This window comes from Streptomyces sp. NPDC050509, assembly GCF_044457965.1.
Lineage (GTDB): Bacteria > Actinomycetota > Actinomycetes > Streptomycetales > Streptomycetaceae > Streptomyces.
The window spans coordinates 381759-395539 of record NZ_JBITHL010000003.1 but is presented as its reverse complement, the minus strand read 5'-3'; the positions used below and the strand labels follow the sequence as shown (position 1 = coordinate 395539).

11 protein-coding genes are annotated in these 13781 nt (G+C 71.4%); 3 read left to right on the top strand and 8 right to left on the bottom strand.

The annotated features are described in order from the left end of the window. Positions 1 to 92 precede the first annotated feature (92 nt). Positions 93 to 470 (top strand): hypothetical protein, encoded by a 378-nt coding sequence (locus ACIBJC_RS10935; protein WP_399290429.1) that lies wholly within the window; start codon positions 93 to 95, stop codon positions 468 to 470. Between the two features lie 42 nt (positions 471 to 512). Here ACIBJC_RS10935 and ACIBJC_RS10930 read toward each other — a convergent pair whose 3' ends face one another. Further along, on the bottom strand, positions 513 to 1235 hold the full coding sequence (locus ACIBJC_RS10930) for a LuxR C-terminal-related transcriptional regulator (protein ID WP_399290427.1): 723 nt from the start codon (positions 1233 to 1235) through the stop codon (positions 513 to 515). An 89-nt stretch (positions 1236 to 1324) separates the two neighbouring features. After that, on the bottom strand, positions 1325 to 2623 hold the full coding sequence (locus ACIBJC_RS10925; RefSeq protein ID WP_399290425.1) for a PspC domain-containing protein: 1299 nt from the start codon (positions 2621 to 2623) through the stop codon (positions 1325 to 1327). A gap of 156 nt (positions 2624 to 2779) precedes the next feature. Here ACIBJC_RS10925 and ACIBJC_RS10920 point away from each other — a divergent pair, with 156 nt between their 5' ends. After that, positions 2780 to 4156 carry a PspC domain-containing protein gene (locus ACIBJC_RS10920; RefSeq protein WP_399290423.1) on the top strand — a complete coding sequence of 459 codons (1377 nt, stop codon included), beginning with the start codon at positions 2780 to 2782 and terminating at the stop codon, positions 4154 to 4156. A 156-nt stretch (positions 4157 to 4312) separates the two neighbouring features. On the opposite strand, the gene ACIBJC_RS10915 is transcribed toward ACIBJC_RS10920, so the two are convergent. The 4 genes from ACIBJC_RS10915 to guaA form a co-directional block, all read right to left on the bottom strand. Next, positions 4313 to 4831 (bottom strand): DoxX family protein, encoded by a 519-nt coding sequence (locus ACIBJC_RS10915; protein WP_399290421.1) that lies wholly within the window; start codon positions 4829 to 4831, stop codon positions 4313 to 4315. Between the two features lie 191 nt (positions 4832 to 5022). Further along, entirely contained in the window at positions 5023 to 6288 is a 1266-nt protein-coding gene (locus ACIBJC_RS10910) for a hypothetical protein (RefSeq protein WP_399290419.1), read from the bottom strand. A 146-nt stretch (positions 6289 to 6434) separates the two neighbouring features. Further along, positions 6435 to 7046 (bottom strand): Uma2 family endonuclease, encoded by a 612-nt coding sequence (locus tag ACIBJC_RS10905; RefSeq protein WP_399290417.1) that lies wholly within the window; start codon positions 7044 to 7046, stop codon positions 6435 to 6437. Positions 7047 to 7232: 186 nt separating this feature from the next. Next, positions 7233 to 8816, bottom strand: coding sequence for a glutamine-hydrolyzing GMP synthase (gene guaA, locus ACIBJC_RS10900; protein WP_399290415.1), 1584 nt, complete (start codon positions 8814 to 8816; stop codon positions 7233 to 7235). Positions 8817 to 9170: 354 nt separating this feature from the next. Between guaA and ACIBJC_RS10895 the strand changes: the two genes are divergently transcribed. Next, complete coding sequence (locus ACIBJC_RS10895) at positions 9171 to 9545, top strand: chorismate mutase (protein ID WP_399290413.1); 375 nt, start codon at positions 9171 to 9173, stop codon at positions 9543 to 9545. A gap of 528 nt (positions 9546 to 10073) precedes the next feature. On the opposite strand, the gene ACIBJC_RS10890 is transcribed toward ACIBJC_RS10895, so the two are convergent. Then, a complete protein-coding gene (locus tag ACIBJC_RS10890) occupies positions 10074 to 12041 on the bottom strand; it encodes a GMC oxidoreductase (RefSeq protein WP_399290411.1) in 1968 nt (655 codons plus the stop codon). A gap of 37 nt (positions 12042 to 12078) precedes the next feature. Then, positions 12079 to 13734 carry a succinic semialdehyde dehydrogenase gene (locus ACIBJC_RS10885; protein ID WP_399290409.1) on the bottom strand — a complete coding sequence of 552 codons (1656 nt, stop codon included), beginning with the start codon at positions 13732 to 13734 and terminating at the stop codon, positions 12079 to 12081. Between the last annotated feature and the right edge of the window lie 47 nt (positions 13735 to 13781).

Sequence of the window (13781 nt, the reverse complement as noted above, 5' to 3'; positions counted from 1 at the left end):
GGCCCATGCCAGGGTGCCCCGTCCCCTTCTCCGGTTCACGATGAGCAGCAGGAGGCCATCGGCCGGTAAAAGGGGACAGGAAAGGGGCGGTCGTGAGCCGAGCCACCGCTGTCAGTACGGCGTTCCTCGTCGTCGGCGCGCTGTTCGTCCTGGCGCCCGTGGGCGTCACCCCGAAGGGCTGCGGAGATCTGTCCGGCGGCCGGCTCTGCGTCGAGGGGCCGATCGGCGGCGCGGGCCCGTTCACCACCCGGTACGTGCGTACCGGGGTCGGCCCCGAGATCCCCGTACGCCTCGGGTACCAGCGCAAGGACGCCCGGATCACGGCCTTCCCCGGCTGGTTCGGCACCCGGCTCACCCGGCACGGCCGCGCCGAGCTGACCGGCGTCATCGACACCCGGCCCGGTGAGTGCATCCGCGGCGTACTGGACCATCAGGGGCGGCTGTACGTCACCCGGTGGCACTGCTCGTGAGCCGCGGGCGGACCGGGCGGGCGGACAGGGGCGGGCGGCCTGTCAGACCAGTCGGCGGGCGGTCGCCCAGCGGGTCAGTTCGTGCCGGTTGGAGAGCTGGAGCTTGCGCAGGACCGCCGAGACATGGGACTCCACGGTCTTCACCGAGATGAAGAGCTGCTTGGCGATCTCCTTGTAGGCGTACCCCCGCGCGATGAGCCGGAGCACCTCGCGCTCGCGCTGGGTGAGCCGGTCCAGGTCCTCGTCCACCGGGGGCGCGTCCGTCGACGCGAAGGCGTCCAGGACGAAGCCGGCCAGCCGGGGTGAGAAGACCGCGTCGCCCTCCTGGACCCGGAAGATCGAGTTGACCAGGTCCGTGCCGGTGATCGTCTTGGTGACATAGCCGCGGGCGCCGCCCCGGATCACGCCGATGACGTCCTCGGCCGCGTCCGAGACCGACAGGGCCAGGAAGCGCACCGGATTCTCGGACGCCGCCATCATGGGGGCGCTGCGGCGCAGCACCTCGACCCCGCCGCCGCCCGGCAGATGGACGTCGAGCAGGACGACCTCGGGGCGGGTCGCGGTGATCACGGTGACCGCCTGGTCGACGTCGGCCGCCTCGCCGACGACCTCGACGCCCGTCTCCTCCGTACGGCCGATCTCGGCCTGGACGCCCGTACGGAACATCCGGTGGTCGTCGACGAGCACGACGCGGACGCGGCGGCCGTCCCCCGCCGGGTCACCGCTCGCCGCGGGAGTGGATTCGGCGTGTACGCCCTCGCTCATGGTCTGTGCCCCTCGCCCTTGTCGCTCCGTCGCCGTCTGCGCGGCTCTCGTACCGTACGGTCCCCTCCCGGCGACCGGTCCATCCGCGGTCAGTCGACGCGCTCCATCTCCAGCTCGACCTCCGTGCCTCCGTCGGGCACCGCGCGCAGCCGGGCCGTGCCTCCGTTGCGCTGCATGCGGCCGATGATCGACTCGCGGACGCCCATCCGGTCGTCCGGTACGGCGTCCAGGTCGAACCCGGGGCCGCGGTCGCGTACGGAGAGGAAGACCGTACGCCCCTCGACCTCCGCGAACACCTGCACGGCGCCGCCCTCGCCACCGTACTTGGCGGCGTTGACCATCGCCTCGCGCGCGGCCTGCATCTGTGCGGACAGCTTCTCGTCGAGCGGGCAGTCGCCGACGACCACGACCTCGATCGGCACTCCGTGGTAGTCCTCCACCTCGGCCGCCGTCCGCTTCACCGCGTCGGCGAGCGTGGTGGGCTCGTCCTCCTCGTCCTTGCCCGTGCCCTCCGGCTTGTAGAGCCAGGCGCGCAGCTCGCGCTCCTGGGCGCGGGCGAGCCTGCGGACCTCGCCCCCGTCGTCCGCGTTGCGCTGGATGAGCGTCAGGGTGTGGAGGACGGAGTCGTGGACATGTGCGGCGACCTCGGCCCGCTCCTGCGCACGGATCCGCATCAGGCGTTCCTCGGAGAGGTCCTGGGTCATCCGGACGAGCCAGGGCCCGGCGAGCAGCGCGACCCCGGCGACGACGGCGATCGCGCCCGTCAGCACGTTGCCGAACTGGGCCGCCGCGCCGCGGACCACCATGAAGACGGCGAGGCCGAGGCCGACCAGGGCGACGCCGGAGAGGCCGCGGGCGAGCTGGAGTATGCGGCGGCGGCGGCCGACCTCGGTCCAGCGGGCGCGGCGCGCGTTGTCCGCCTGCCGCCAGACGAGGACGACGCCGACGCCGATCAGCAGCATCGGCCATATGTAGCGGTCGGCGTGGCTGCGGCCCAGGCTGACGTTGCCGATGAAGGTGGCCGCGCTGACGACCAGGGCGAGCAGGGCGAAGACCTGTCCCTTGTCGGGCTTGCGCAGCCGGCGTCTGCCGTCCTGGCCGGTCTCGAAGAGGGGGCGCGACTCGACGGCTCTGCCGCCGACGCCGAGCGGGACGACGATCCAGAACACGGCGTAGAGCACGGCGCCCAGGCCCTGCGAGAAGAAGAAGATGAGGAAGACGAGCCGGACCCAGGCCACCGGCAGCCCGAGATGGCCGGCGAGTCCGCGCGCGACGCCGCCGAGCATCCGGCCGTCCGCGCTGCGGTACAGCTTGCGCGGCGGCAGCTCCTCGGGCCCTGGGGCGCGGGAGTGCGGCGACGCGGCGGTGCGAGGCGGAGCGGCTGGCATGCACCGATGGTCACACGGCGGGGTGTGGCAGGGCATCAGGGTCGTACCCCTGACGCGACCCTGATCCGACCCGAGGGGCCCTGGGGGGCCAATATCAGGGTCAGACCGGGGTCGTCGCCGCTGGAGACCCGGCTCGCGCACCGTCACCATGGACGTATGACCCAGCCGCCGACTCCGCCGCCGTCCTCGCCGACCGCGCCGTCCGCCGCGTCGCCCCCGCCGTCGGGCGCGACCGCGGTCACGGGCGCGCCCGTACATCTGCAGCGCAGCCCCCGGCAGAAGCTCTTCGCGGGCGTGTGCGGCGGGCTCGGGCGGTACTGCGATGTCGACCCGGTCATCTTCCGGATCGTGCTCGGTGTCCTCGCGGCCGCCGGCGGGCTCGGGCTGATCTTCTACGGCTTCGCCTGGCTGCTGATCCCGCTGGAGGGCGAGGAGGAGAACGAGGCGCGCAGGCTGCTGTCGGGGCGGGTGGACGGCGCGTCGCTGATCGCCGTGCTGCTCGCGCTGGCGGGGTGCGGGCTGTTCCTGTCGATGCTGGACAACGGGGACACGCTGAGCTTCGCCGCGATGCTGTCGATCACGGTCGCGGGGGCGGCGGTCTGGTCCCAGCGCCGGCGCGGCACGCTGCCGGACGGCGGGCCGCTCGCTCCGGCGACGGCGCACGTGGTGGCGGACGCTCCGCCGGAGACGAAGGCTCCTCCGCCGACGTCCGGCGCCCCGTCCTGGTGGCGGGATCCGATCGTGAAGGACGGCACCACGGGACCGGTGGGCACGGACTACCTGTGGGGCCCGGAGGGCTCGCATGTGGAGGCGCGGCCCTGGGGCTGGCACAAGGGCGGGAAGGGCGGAGCGGACGGCAGGGACCGGGCCGCGTCGCGCATACGGGAGCCCCGCCCGCGGGGCCCGCGCGGGATCGCCGGGGTTGTCTTCCTGTTGGCGCTGCTGGCGGGCGGGCTCGGTACGGGGCTGTCCTGGGAGAGCCACCCGCTGAGTACGAGCCTGGAGATCGGGCTGGCCGCCGCGCTCGCGGTGTTCGGTCTCGGGATCGCGGTCAGCAGCTTCCTGGGCCGTACGGGGGTCGGCACCATCTTCCTGACGGTGGTCACGGCCGGGCTGCTAGCCGGGAGCGCCGCCCTGCCGAAGAACATCACGACGGAGTTCGCGCGCCAGGAGTGGATACCGGCGTCGGTGGCCGAGGTACGGCCGCACTACGAGTTGGGGTCGGGCACCGGCGTTCTCGATCTGAGCGGGCTGTCCGTTCCGGAGGGGCGGACGGTCAGTTCGTCGGCCGAGGTGGGCGCGGGGCAGCTCAAGGTCGTCGTACCGAAGGGAGTGACGGTGAAGGTGACGGCGAAGGCCGGTCTCGGGGACATCCGGCTTCCCGGTGAGCCACCGAACGATGTGGACATCTCGCCGGACCAGTCGCGGGGTCTCACCCTGGCTCCGGCCGCGGGCAGCGCCCCGGCGGGGACGCTGCGGTTGAGTCTCGAAGTCGGGCTCGGACAGGTGGAGGTGACCCGTGCTGCTTCATGAGTTCCGGCCGGGCCGGTTGATCGTGGGGCTGACGGCGCTGGCGGTGTCCGCCGCGTACGTGGGCGACGCGGCGGACGCCGGGCCGACACCGTGGTTCGCGGCGTTCCCCATGTTGTTCTGCGGGTTGTTCCTGGCGGCCGTGGTGACCTGGTGTCACTACCGCATACGGCGGCGGCGGTCGGCGAGGACGGCGTCCAGGGAGAACGAGGGTGCCCCGGCGAGCACGAGCGGCAGCCAGGCCATGAGATAGGGGAGGTCGTTGCCGTAGTAGTACGGCGTGGACTGCCAGCTCACGGTGAGCCAGAGGCTGAGCGAGATCAGGGCGCCGCCGAGCGCGGCGATCCGGGTGAGGAGGCCGAACAGGGCGCCGAGGCCGACGGCGAGTTCGCCGAGGGCGATGGCGTAGCCGAAGCCGGCGGGGCTCTTGAGGGCCAGGTCGACGAGGGCGGGTATCGCGGAGCTGTCCCGGACGCTCCGCATCATCTCGCCGACGGAGCCGCTGCCGGTGGCCGCGAAGAAGCCGCCCTGGGTCAGTTTGTCGATGCCCGCGTAGAGGAAGGTGACGCCGAGGAAGATCCTCAGGGGCAGGAGTGCGTGGCGCGCGGCGTTCTCACGCCGGCCGAGGCGCTCGCCGCCGAGCCCTCCGTAGCCGCCCATCCGGTAGCCGTGTGTCATCGCCGGGTCCGCCTCTCCCTGTCCCGCACCACTGCCGCGAGGGCTGCTGCCCCCGCGTGCCCTGTCCCTGCATACGCAGTGAACACATCCGGCGCTCAGTGAACCAGCCGTTCGGCCGGGCGGGGCCGGCCTCCTCGGAAAAGAAGTGAAAACTCTTCATCAGAACAGGAGCAACAATCGGCCGAATTCGCTCAGTCCATGACTTCGATGATCACGCGATTGGTTTCGATCCCCGCCGCGGTGACGACCTGCACCTCGACGGCCCCGGGCTCCACCTCCACCGGTACGGACACGGTGAGTGAGGTGTCCGCCGGGTTGGCGAATCCTCCGGGGACGGGCACCAGCGGCACATGGACATGGACCGCGCCGATCCGGACGACCATCCGGGCCAGCCGGTCCGGGGTGCCGGCGCCGGGCGGGACGAATCCGGCGCCGCGGATCTCGATGTCGTCGCCGGTCCGGATGGGGGCGTCGAGATCGCCCGCCTCCCTGGCCCGTACGACGGAGAGCACGACGGGGCGCCCGCCCTCCGCGTACTTCCCGGCGAAGTAGGTGGCGGCGGAGACACCGACGAGCAGAGCCAGCGCCCAGGGCAGATCGGGCAGTTGCTCGGGGCGCCGGGCGAGCCGTACGGCGGCGAAGACGACGGCGACGGCGTTCACCAGCGTGTACTGGATATCGGTGAAGCTGCCGCGCCCGGCGTCGTCGCAGAGCAGATCGGCGAGCCGGGGACGGTCGGCGCGCACCTTCTGGAGCCGCTGGCCCAGGACCCGTACGGACACCACACGGCGGACGACGACGGCGATGGCGCACACGGCGGCGAGCACGGTGACGAGGCCGGCGCCCCGGGCCAGTTCGAGGCCGGCGATCAGCTCGTCGCGATGGTCGGGACCGGAGGCGCCCGCGAGCTGGAGAGCGAGGAAGAGCACGGCGAAGACGACGAGCAGTACCCAGGCGGAGGCGACGGTTCGCGAGGTCGAGAGCCGGTTGTCCTCGCCGATCAGCGGTGCGAGCAGCCCGCCGCGGGCGCGGTGCAGCCACGCGGACGCGGTCAGCAGTCCCGCGCAGACGAGGGCGGAGAGCAGCCCGGCCGTCCGCGCGAGGGTCCAGCCGACGCCGATCGCGGTCACCGTCTGGGTCAGCAGGAGCAGGACGACGCAGCCCCACGCGCCGAACAGCGTGTGCCGCCAGACGGCGTGCAGCCAGGCGTCCCCCGCCTCGCGGCTGCGGTCCGCCACCGCGCGGGCGGACTGGGTGAGTTCGTCGGAGACCCACTGGCGGGAGGCGCCCACGGAGTGCGCGACGGCGGCGGGCAGCCCCTGCCCGGCGGCCAGTTCGTCGCGCTTCGCCAGGAACGCGGCCACGGCCCGCCGGTGCCCTTCCCGAGCCCCGTGCGGACAGTCCCCACACGCACAGCCACCGCCGTGCGCGCCCTGCCGCACCTCTTGCACCGCCACGCCGATTGCCGCCTTCCCCGCCCCGAGTACCGCCTCAGTGAACTTCCTTGCACCGCAGGGAAATTGTCCCGTACGAAGGGAGGGATACGCGGAGTTTGCCGGGTCGGTGAGGGTGACAACATCGTTACGGTGTTGACCCGCGAGGCTCAGTCCTCGACGGAGCGACGCCTGTTGATCGCGGTCAGGTCGATCGTGATCGGGAACGGCTCCTTCAGCTCCAGTTGCTCACGGTGGATGCCGGTCGGGACGTAGACATGGGTGGCCGGGTCGAGTTCGTAGCTGTAGACGACGGGGAGACCGTGCTCCTCCTCGACCCGCCAGAAGAAACGCACACCGGCCGCGGCGTATTTGCGTGGCTTGACCTCGCGGTCACGTTCCACGGAATCGTCGGAGACGACCTCGACTGCGAGGACGATGTCCTCCGGCTTGTGCCAGGTCTGCCCCGGACCGGTGTCTCCCTCCGCCTGAAATACCAGGATGTCCGGCTCCGGGCGGTTCTTGTAGTCAATCCTGATGGTCATTTCTCGATCGACGTCCAGCTCATCAGACACCTGGGTGAGCAGCGCGTTCTCCAGCAGACGCATGGTGCGCATATGGAATCGAGTCTGCGGACTCCTCAGGACAAGGCTCCCGTCGATCAGCTCACCGTGCGGCGGGAGGCCCGGAATCCGGTCGAGATCATCCGCGGTCCAGCCCCCGGCCGGCGGGATCGGCCACTGGTATCGCGGTTCCAGCCCATGCTCAGGTGCGGCGCTCATGATTGCTCCCAGGCACTCATGATTGCTCTCATACGACGGAGTCTCGCCTCTACAAGCAGCGTACCCAGGTGAAACGACAACGCCGCCACCCAAAGGAATGAGCGACGGCGTCGGCGTTGACCTGCGGGAGTTCCGGATCGGGATCAGAAGACCCGATCAGAGGACCCGATCAGGAGACCTGGGGGATCACTCCCATTCGATGGTGCCCGGGGGCTTGCTCGTCACGTCGAGGACCACCCGGTTGACGTCCCGGACCTCGTTGGTGATGCGGGTGGAGATCTTCGCCAGTACGTCGTACGGCATCCGCGTCCAGTCCGCGGTCATCGCGTCCTCCGACGAGACCGGCCGCAGCACGATCGGGTGGCCGTAGGTCCGGCCGTCGCCCTGGACGCCCACGGAGCGTACGTCGGCGAGAAGGACCACCGGGCACTGCCAGATGTCGCGGTCCAGGCCCGCCGCCGTCAGCTCCTCGCGGGCGATCGCGTCCGCGTCGCGCAGCAGGTCGAGGCGGTCGCGCGTGACCTCGCCGATGATACGGATGCCCAGGCCGGGGCCCGGGAACGGCTGGCGCTGGACGATCTCGTCCGGCAGGCCGAGCTGCTGCCCGACCATCCGGACCTCGTCCTTGAACAGCTTGCGCAGCGGCTCGATGAGCTGGAACTCGATGTCGTCGGGGAGCCCGCCGACATTGTGGTGCGACTTGATGTTGGCGGTGCCGGTGCCGCCGCCCGACTCCACGACGTCCGGGTAGAGCGTGCCCTGCACGAGGAACGCGACGTCCTCGCCCTCCGCGCCCGCCTCCGCGACGATCTCCGCCTGGGCCTGCTCGAAGACCCGGATGAACTCCCGGCCGATGATCTTCCGCTTCTGCTCGGGGTCGGAGACCCCGGCCAGCGCGGTGAGGAAGCGCTCCTCGGCGTCGACCACCCGGAGCTGTACGCCCGTCGCGGCGACGAAGTCCTTCTCGACCTGCTCGGTCTCGCCCTTGCGCATCAGGCCGTGGTCGACGTACACGCAGGTGAGCTGCGACCCGATGGCCTTCTGCACCAGCGCGGCGGCCACGGCCGAGTCCACACCGCCGGACAGCCCGCAGATGGCCCGCTTGGTGCCGACCTGCTCACGGATGAGCGCGACCTGCTCGTCCACCACGTTGGTGGTGGTCCAGTTCGGCTCGATCCCGGCGCCCCGGTAGAGGAAGTGCTCCAGGACCTGCTGTCCGTACGTGGAGTGCATCACCTCGGGGTGGTGCTGCACCCCGTACAGCTTCTTCTCGTCGTTCTCGAAGGCGGCGACCGGCACGACGTCCGTGGACGCGGTGACGGTGAACCCCTCGGGCGCGGCCGAGCAGGCGTCGCCGTGCGACATCCAGACGGACTGCTCGGCGGGGGTGCCCTCGAACAGCGTGGAGTCGGTCCGGGAGACGCTCAGGGCGGTACGGCCGTACTCACGCGAGCCCGTGTTGTCGACGGTGCCGCCGAGCGTGGTCGCCATGAGCTGGAAGCCGTAGCACATGCCGAAGACGGGGACACCGGCCTCGAAGAGCGCGCGGTCGACGCTCGGCGCGTTCTCCGCGTACACGGAGGACGGACCTCCGGAGAGGATGATCGCCTTGGGGTTCCTGGCCAGCATCTCGGCCACGGGCATCGTGGACGGGACGATCTCGCTGTAGACCCGGGCCTCGCGGACGCGGCGGGCGATGAGCTGGGCGTACTGCGCGCCGAAGTCGACGACGAGTACGACGTCGGGGGCGGCGGGGGGTGCTGCTGGCACGGGGCGGCCTTCCGGCGGAGGTGTGACGAGAGCTCGATGCTGTTCCCCCGATTCTAACGGGGGGCGGTGAGGGGTCGGGGACGGATCGTTCCTGGACCGGGGACGGCGGCACCGGCCTCGTCTCACCATCCGGCCCCGCGTTGCCGTCCGCCGGGTCACCGGGTCCATACTGTGCGCATGCGCAAGCAGCTCACCTTCGTCTTTACCTATGGCACCGGCCCGTCCGGCTGCCATGGTCGTGCTGCTTGAGCTGACAAGCGACTTCCCAGGCGCCCCGGGCCGACAAGGCCCGGGGCGTCTGTCGCGTTCGGGGCCGTACGGCTCAGGGCCCCCGAACCGACAAGGACCCCCGTCATGACATCCGACACGACCACCGCCCCGGACACCGCCACTCCGAACGCCGCCACTCCGAACGCCGCCACCCCGAACACCACCGCCCCGGACACGACCGCCGCTCACGAGAACACCGGTGCCCGCACCACCGAGGCCGCCTCGCTCATCGGCGGCGCGCGCGAACGTGTCGACGCGCTGGACGACCGCATCATCGGTCTCGTCCAGGAACGGTTGGCGATCTCGGCCGTGATCCAGGACGCCCGGATCACCTCAGGCGGCCGCCGCGTCAATCTCTCCCGCGAGATGGAGATCCTCGCCCGCTACCGGGACGCCCTCGGCAAACCGGGCACGGCACTGGCGATGACGCTGCTGGAACTGAGCCGGGGCCGCGTCTGACCGCCTCCGCTCCGCCCGGCGCCCGGGTGCGTATCTGCGTTCGGGCACCGCTCTCACCCGTACGGCGCGTGACCGCCTCCGGCGCCCTTCGTTGGGCCGTACGGGCACGCAGCGCACTTCATCGCAGTCGGGAGAAGGACCGCGTGGCTCCGCCGGGGCGTGCGACGTGTGTACGTCGTGGGACCTCGTCCCGGCGCCCGTGACCGGACGGCAGGGGACAGCCGCCCGGTCGCCAGAGGAACGGCCGGTTCCGGGGACGCCCGGAGCCGGCCGTCGTGCGTCGGGCCGCCGGCCGTCGTGCGTCGGAGCGCCGGGCACCGGAACGCCGCGTACAGCGCACAGAGCGTGACGCAGACCACTGAGAGATTCTGTGAAGATCGTTGCAACCATTCCCCCGGGTCACAGGTCTTGCATCGAAACCACTGGCCTCACCCGTGACCGCAGATCATTCGGGAGGGCGCTGAAGCCGGAGAGGCGCTGCACTCGGAGGGGGGTGCAGCGCCTTTCTGTGTCCGTGGCGGCCCGAGCTCAGGAATTCCTTCTGCGCGGGACCGCCGGCATCCCCAGGAACGGCAGCTTCAGCGCGCCGAACGCGCCCTCCGGAACGACCGGCGACCGCGGCTCCACGGGCGCGAGCCGCACATACGCCGTCCCCTCGATCCCTTCGCCCCCCTCGCGCCCCTCTTCGCCCTCCGCGACCTGGTCCGGGCGCGGATCCCGCTCGCCCTTGTTCGGCCAGAAGGACATCGCGCGCTCCGCCTGCGCCGTGATCGTCAGCGACGGGTTCACGCCCAGGTTGGCCGAGACCGCCGAGCCATCGACCACCGAGATCCCGGGGTGTCCGTACAGCCGGTGGTACGGGTCGATCACGCCTTCCCGTGCCGATGCCCCGATGACGCACCCGCCCAGGAAGTGCGCGGTCAGCGGGGTGCCCATCAGCTCGCCCACGTTGCTGCCGGCGAAGCCCTTGATCTCCTCGGCTATGAGGGTCGCGGCACGCGTCGCCTCGGGTATCTGCTTCGGGTTGGGGGCGCCGTGGCCCTGGCGGGCGGTGAGCAGTCCCTTGCCCACCCCGCCGGCCTTGCGGTACGTGGTGAGGGAGTTGTCCAGCGACTGCATGACCAGTCCGATGATCGTCCGTTCCGACCATTTGCGGTACCAGAGCGACCGGAGGAGCAGCACCGGATGGCGCGCGGCGTGCCCGAGCCAGCCCCGTACCCGGTGGTCGCCGTACGGCACCTGGAGCACGCAGAGCGCGCCCATCGCGTTGGAGCCCTTCCCGTACCGCACGGGCTCGATGTGGGTGGTGGCGTTCGGGTGGATGGAGGACGTGATCGCGACGCCCCGGGTGAAGTCCGCCTTCGGCGCGCCGTGGCGTGCGCGGTAGCGCCGGTCCAGGGTCTGCGCGCCCACCAGCGCCTCGGAGTTGGTACGGGTCAGCTCCCCCAGCCGGGGCGAGAGGCGCGGCAGCAGGCCCCGGTCGCGCATCGTGTGCAGGAGGGTCTGGGTGCCGTATGTACCGGCCGCGATCACGACGTGACGGGCGCGGAGCACTTTCTCGGGTCCGCCGGTACCTCCTTTTGAACGGCTTGTACGGCTTGAACGGCTTGTACTGCTTGTACTGCTTGTACGGCCCTTGCGCCGTTGGTCGGTCGGCACGGTGGTGACGCGGAGACCGTGCCTCTCGTCCTCCGTGACAGCGGTCACCGAGGTCATGGGGTGGATGACCGCTCCGGCCCGCTCCGCCAGGTGCAGGTAGTTCTCGGTGAGGGTGTTCTTCGCGCCGTGCCGGCAACCCGTCATGCACTCGCCGCACTCGGTGCAGGCGCGCCGCGCCGGTCCCGCGCCGCCGAAGTACGGGTCGTCCACCGTCGCCCCGGGCCGGGCCGCGACCGTACCGGCACCGCCTTCGGCGTCCTTGCCGTCCCCGAAGAAGACGCCGACCGGGGCGAGGTGGAAGCTGTCGCCCACGCCCATCGCCTCGGCCGCCGCCTTGAGGTGGACGTCCGAGGGGGTCGTCGTCGGATTGAGCCGTACGCCGAGCATGCGCCGCGCCTGGTCGTAGTACGGCTTCAGCTCCTGCTCCCAGTCGGTGATGGCCGCCCACTGCGGGTCCTCGAAGAAGGCGGCGGGCGGCACGTAGAGCGTGTTGGCGTAGTTGAGCGAGCCGCCGCCGACCCCGGCGCCCGCCAGCACCATCACGTTGCCGAGCAGATGGACGCGCTGGATGCCGTACAGGCCGAGGGCCGGGGCCCAGAGGTAGTTCCTGATGTCCCAGGAGTTCTTGGGGAGCGTCTCACGGGTGAAACGGCGGCCAGCCTCCAGGACGCCGACCCGGTACCCCTTCTCGGTCAGCCGCAGCGCGGAGACCGAGCCGCCGAAACCGGAGCCGACGACGATCACGTCGTAGTCGTACGCGTCGTCGTGCGCGCCGTCGTGCGCGTTGCCGTGCGCGTTGCCGTGCGCGTCGTAGGCGTCTTCGTCCGTCTGTGACATCGGCTCTCCTCGTTGAGAACTCCCGCGCCCGCGGGACCTACCGCAGCCGCAACGCCTTCATGACCCGCAGGCTCCCGCTCATGAAGGCCGCGTACTTCTCGTCGGCCATCCCGAGGAACGGCGCCATCGGCATGATCCGCTGCTCCGCCACCGTCTGGGCCTCGGTGTACTTGAGGATGCCCTCGGAGCCATGCCGCCGGCCCAGGCCGGACTGCTTCATTCCGCCCATCGGCGCCTGGACGCTGCCGTACGCCGACGCGTACCCCTCGTTGATGTTGACGGTGCCCGTGAGCAGCCGGGCCGCGATCGCGTGGCCGCGGCGGGAGTCCCGCGTCCAGACGCTCGCGTTGAGGCCGTACGGCGTGTCGTTGGCGAGGTCGACCACGTCGTCCTCGTCGCTGAAGCGGTAGAGCGAGACGACCGGGCCGAAGGTCTCCTCCGCGCACACCGCCATCGGCGCCTCGACGCCTTCGAGGATGGTCGGCTCGTGGAAGAAGGGCCCGATGTCGGGGCGCGCGACGCCGCCCGCGACGACCGTGGCGCCCTTGGCGACGGCCTCCTCCACGTGGCTGACGGTGGCCGTCAACTGCCGCTCCCCCACCAGGGATCCCATGTCGGCGCCGTACGCGAGCGCGCTGCCGAGCCGCATCGCCTTCGTGCGGGCGGCGAACCGCTCCACGAACGCGTCGGCGACCGACTCGTGCACGTACAGCCGCTCGATGGAGATGCAGAGCTGGCCCGCCGAGGAGAAGCAGGCGCGCACCGCGCCCGCCGCGGCCTTCTCGATGTCCGCGTCGGCCAGCACCAGCATGGCGTTCTTGCCGCCCAGTTCGAGGGAGACGCCGACGAGCCGGTCCGCCGCGCCCCTGGCCACCTCGCGGCCGGTTCTGGTGGAGCCGGTGAACGAGACGTAGTCCGCGTGCCGGACCACCTCGGGGCCGACGACGGGCCCCTCCCCGAGGACGACCTGGAAGACCTCGGCGGGCAGGCCGGCCTCGACCAGCAGGTCACGGGCCCACAGCGCGGTGAGCGCGGTCTCCGTGTCGGGCTTCATGACGACGGCGTTCCCGGCGACGAACGCGGGCAGCGCGTCCCCGACGGACAGCTCCAGCGGATAGTTCCACGGCGCGATCTGGCCGACGACCCCGCGCGGCCGGCGCGCCTCGCTGACCTTGGTCAGCAGCGGTACGGCGCCTGTGTGGCGCCTGGTGTGCAGGTACGAAGCGGCCTTGCGCCCGTAGTGCCGGGCGGCCACCGCGACCGCCTGGACCTCCTCGTGGGCGTGCAGCCTGGCCTTGCCGGTCTCCAGTTGGATCAGGTCGAGCACCTCGGCCTGGCGCTCCAGGACGAGATCGTGGAAGCGGAGCAGCACGGCCGCCCGCTGCCGTACGGGGAGAGCGGCCCAGACCGGCTGGGCGGCGCGGGCCCGCTCGTAGGCGGCTGCCACGTCCTCGGGGGTGGACTCGGGCAGGTCCGCCAGCTTCTCCCCGGTGAACGGGGTGTGGTTGGCGGTACGGCCGGAGCCGACGACGCCGCGCGTGAGCTGGGCGACCACCTCGGGCGTGACCACATCGGCCGCCGTGCGCACCCCGGCCGGGGTGGGAGCCACGGGGTTGGTGCCGGGGGCACTGCCGGATCCGGAGTCGGATCCGGCGGGGGCGGAGGTGGGGGTGGAGACCTGCGAGTCCGTCATGGAGCCGAGCGTATTCCGTGGACGAGACTTTGAATACCCGGGAGTAA

Excerpts from the sequence above, each read along its gene's own strand:
- ACIBJC_RS10895 (WP_399290413.1), top strand. The coding sequence starts at position 9,171 with ATGACATCCGACACGACCACCGCCCCGGACACCGCCACTCCGAACGCC.
- ACIBJC_RS10885 (WP_399290409.1), bottom strand. The coding sequence starts at position 13,734 with ATGACGGACTCGCAGGTCTCCACCCCCACCTCCGCCCCCGCCGGATCC.
- ACIBJC_RS10930 (WP_399290427.1), bottom strand. The coding sequence starts at position 1,235 with ATGAGCGAGGGCGTACACGCCGAATCCACTCCCGCGGCGAGCGGTGAC.
- ACIBJC_RS10890 (WP_399290411.1), bottom strand. The coding sequence starts at position 12,041 with ATGTCACAGACGGACGAAGACGCCTACGACGCGCACGGCAACGCGCAC.
- ACIBJC_RS10905 (WP_399290417.1), bottom strand. The coding sequence starts at position 7,046 with ATGAGCGCCGCACCTGAGCATGGGCTGGAACCGCGATACCAGTGGCCG.
- ACIBJC_RS10920 (WP_399290423.1), top strand. The coding sequence starts at position 2,780 with ATGACCCAGCCGCCGACTCCGCCGCCGTCCTCGCCGACCGCGCCGTCC.
- ACIBJC_RS10925 (WP_399290425.1), bottom strand. The coding sequence starts at position 2,623 with ATGCCAGCCGCTCCGCCTCGCACCGCCGCGTCGCCGCACTCCCGCGCC.
- ACIBJC_RS10915 (WP_399290421.1), bottom strand. The coding sequence starts at position 4,831 with ATGACACACGGCTACCGGATGGGCGGCTACGGAGGGCTCGGCGGCGAG.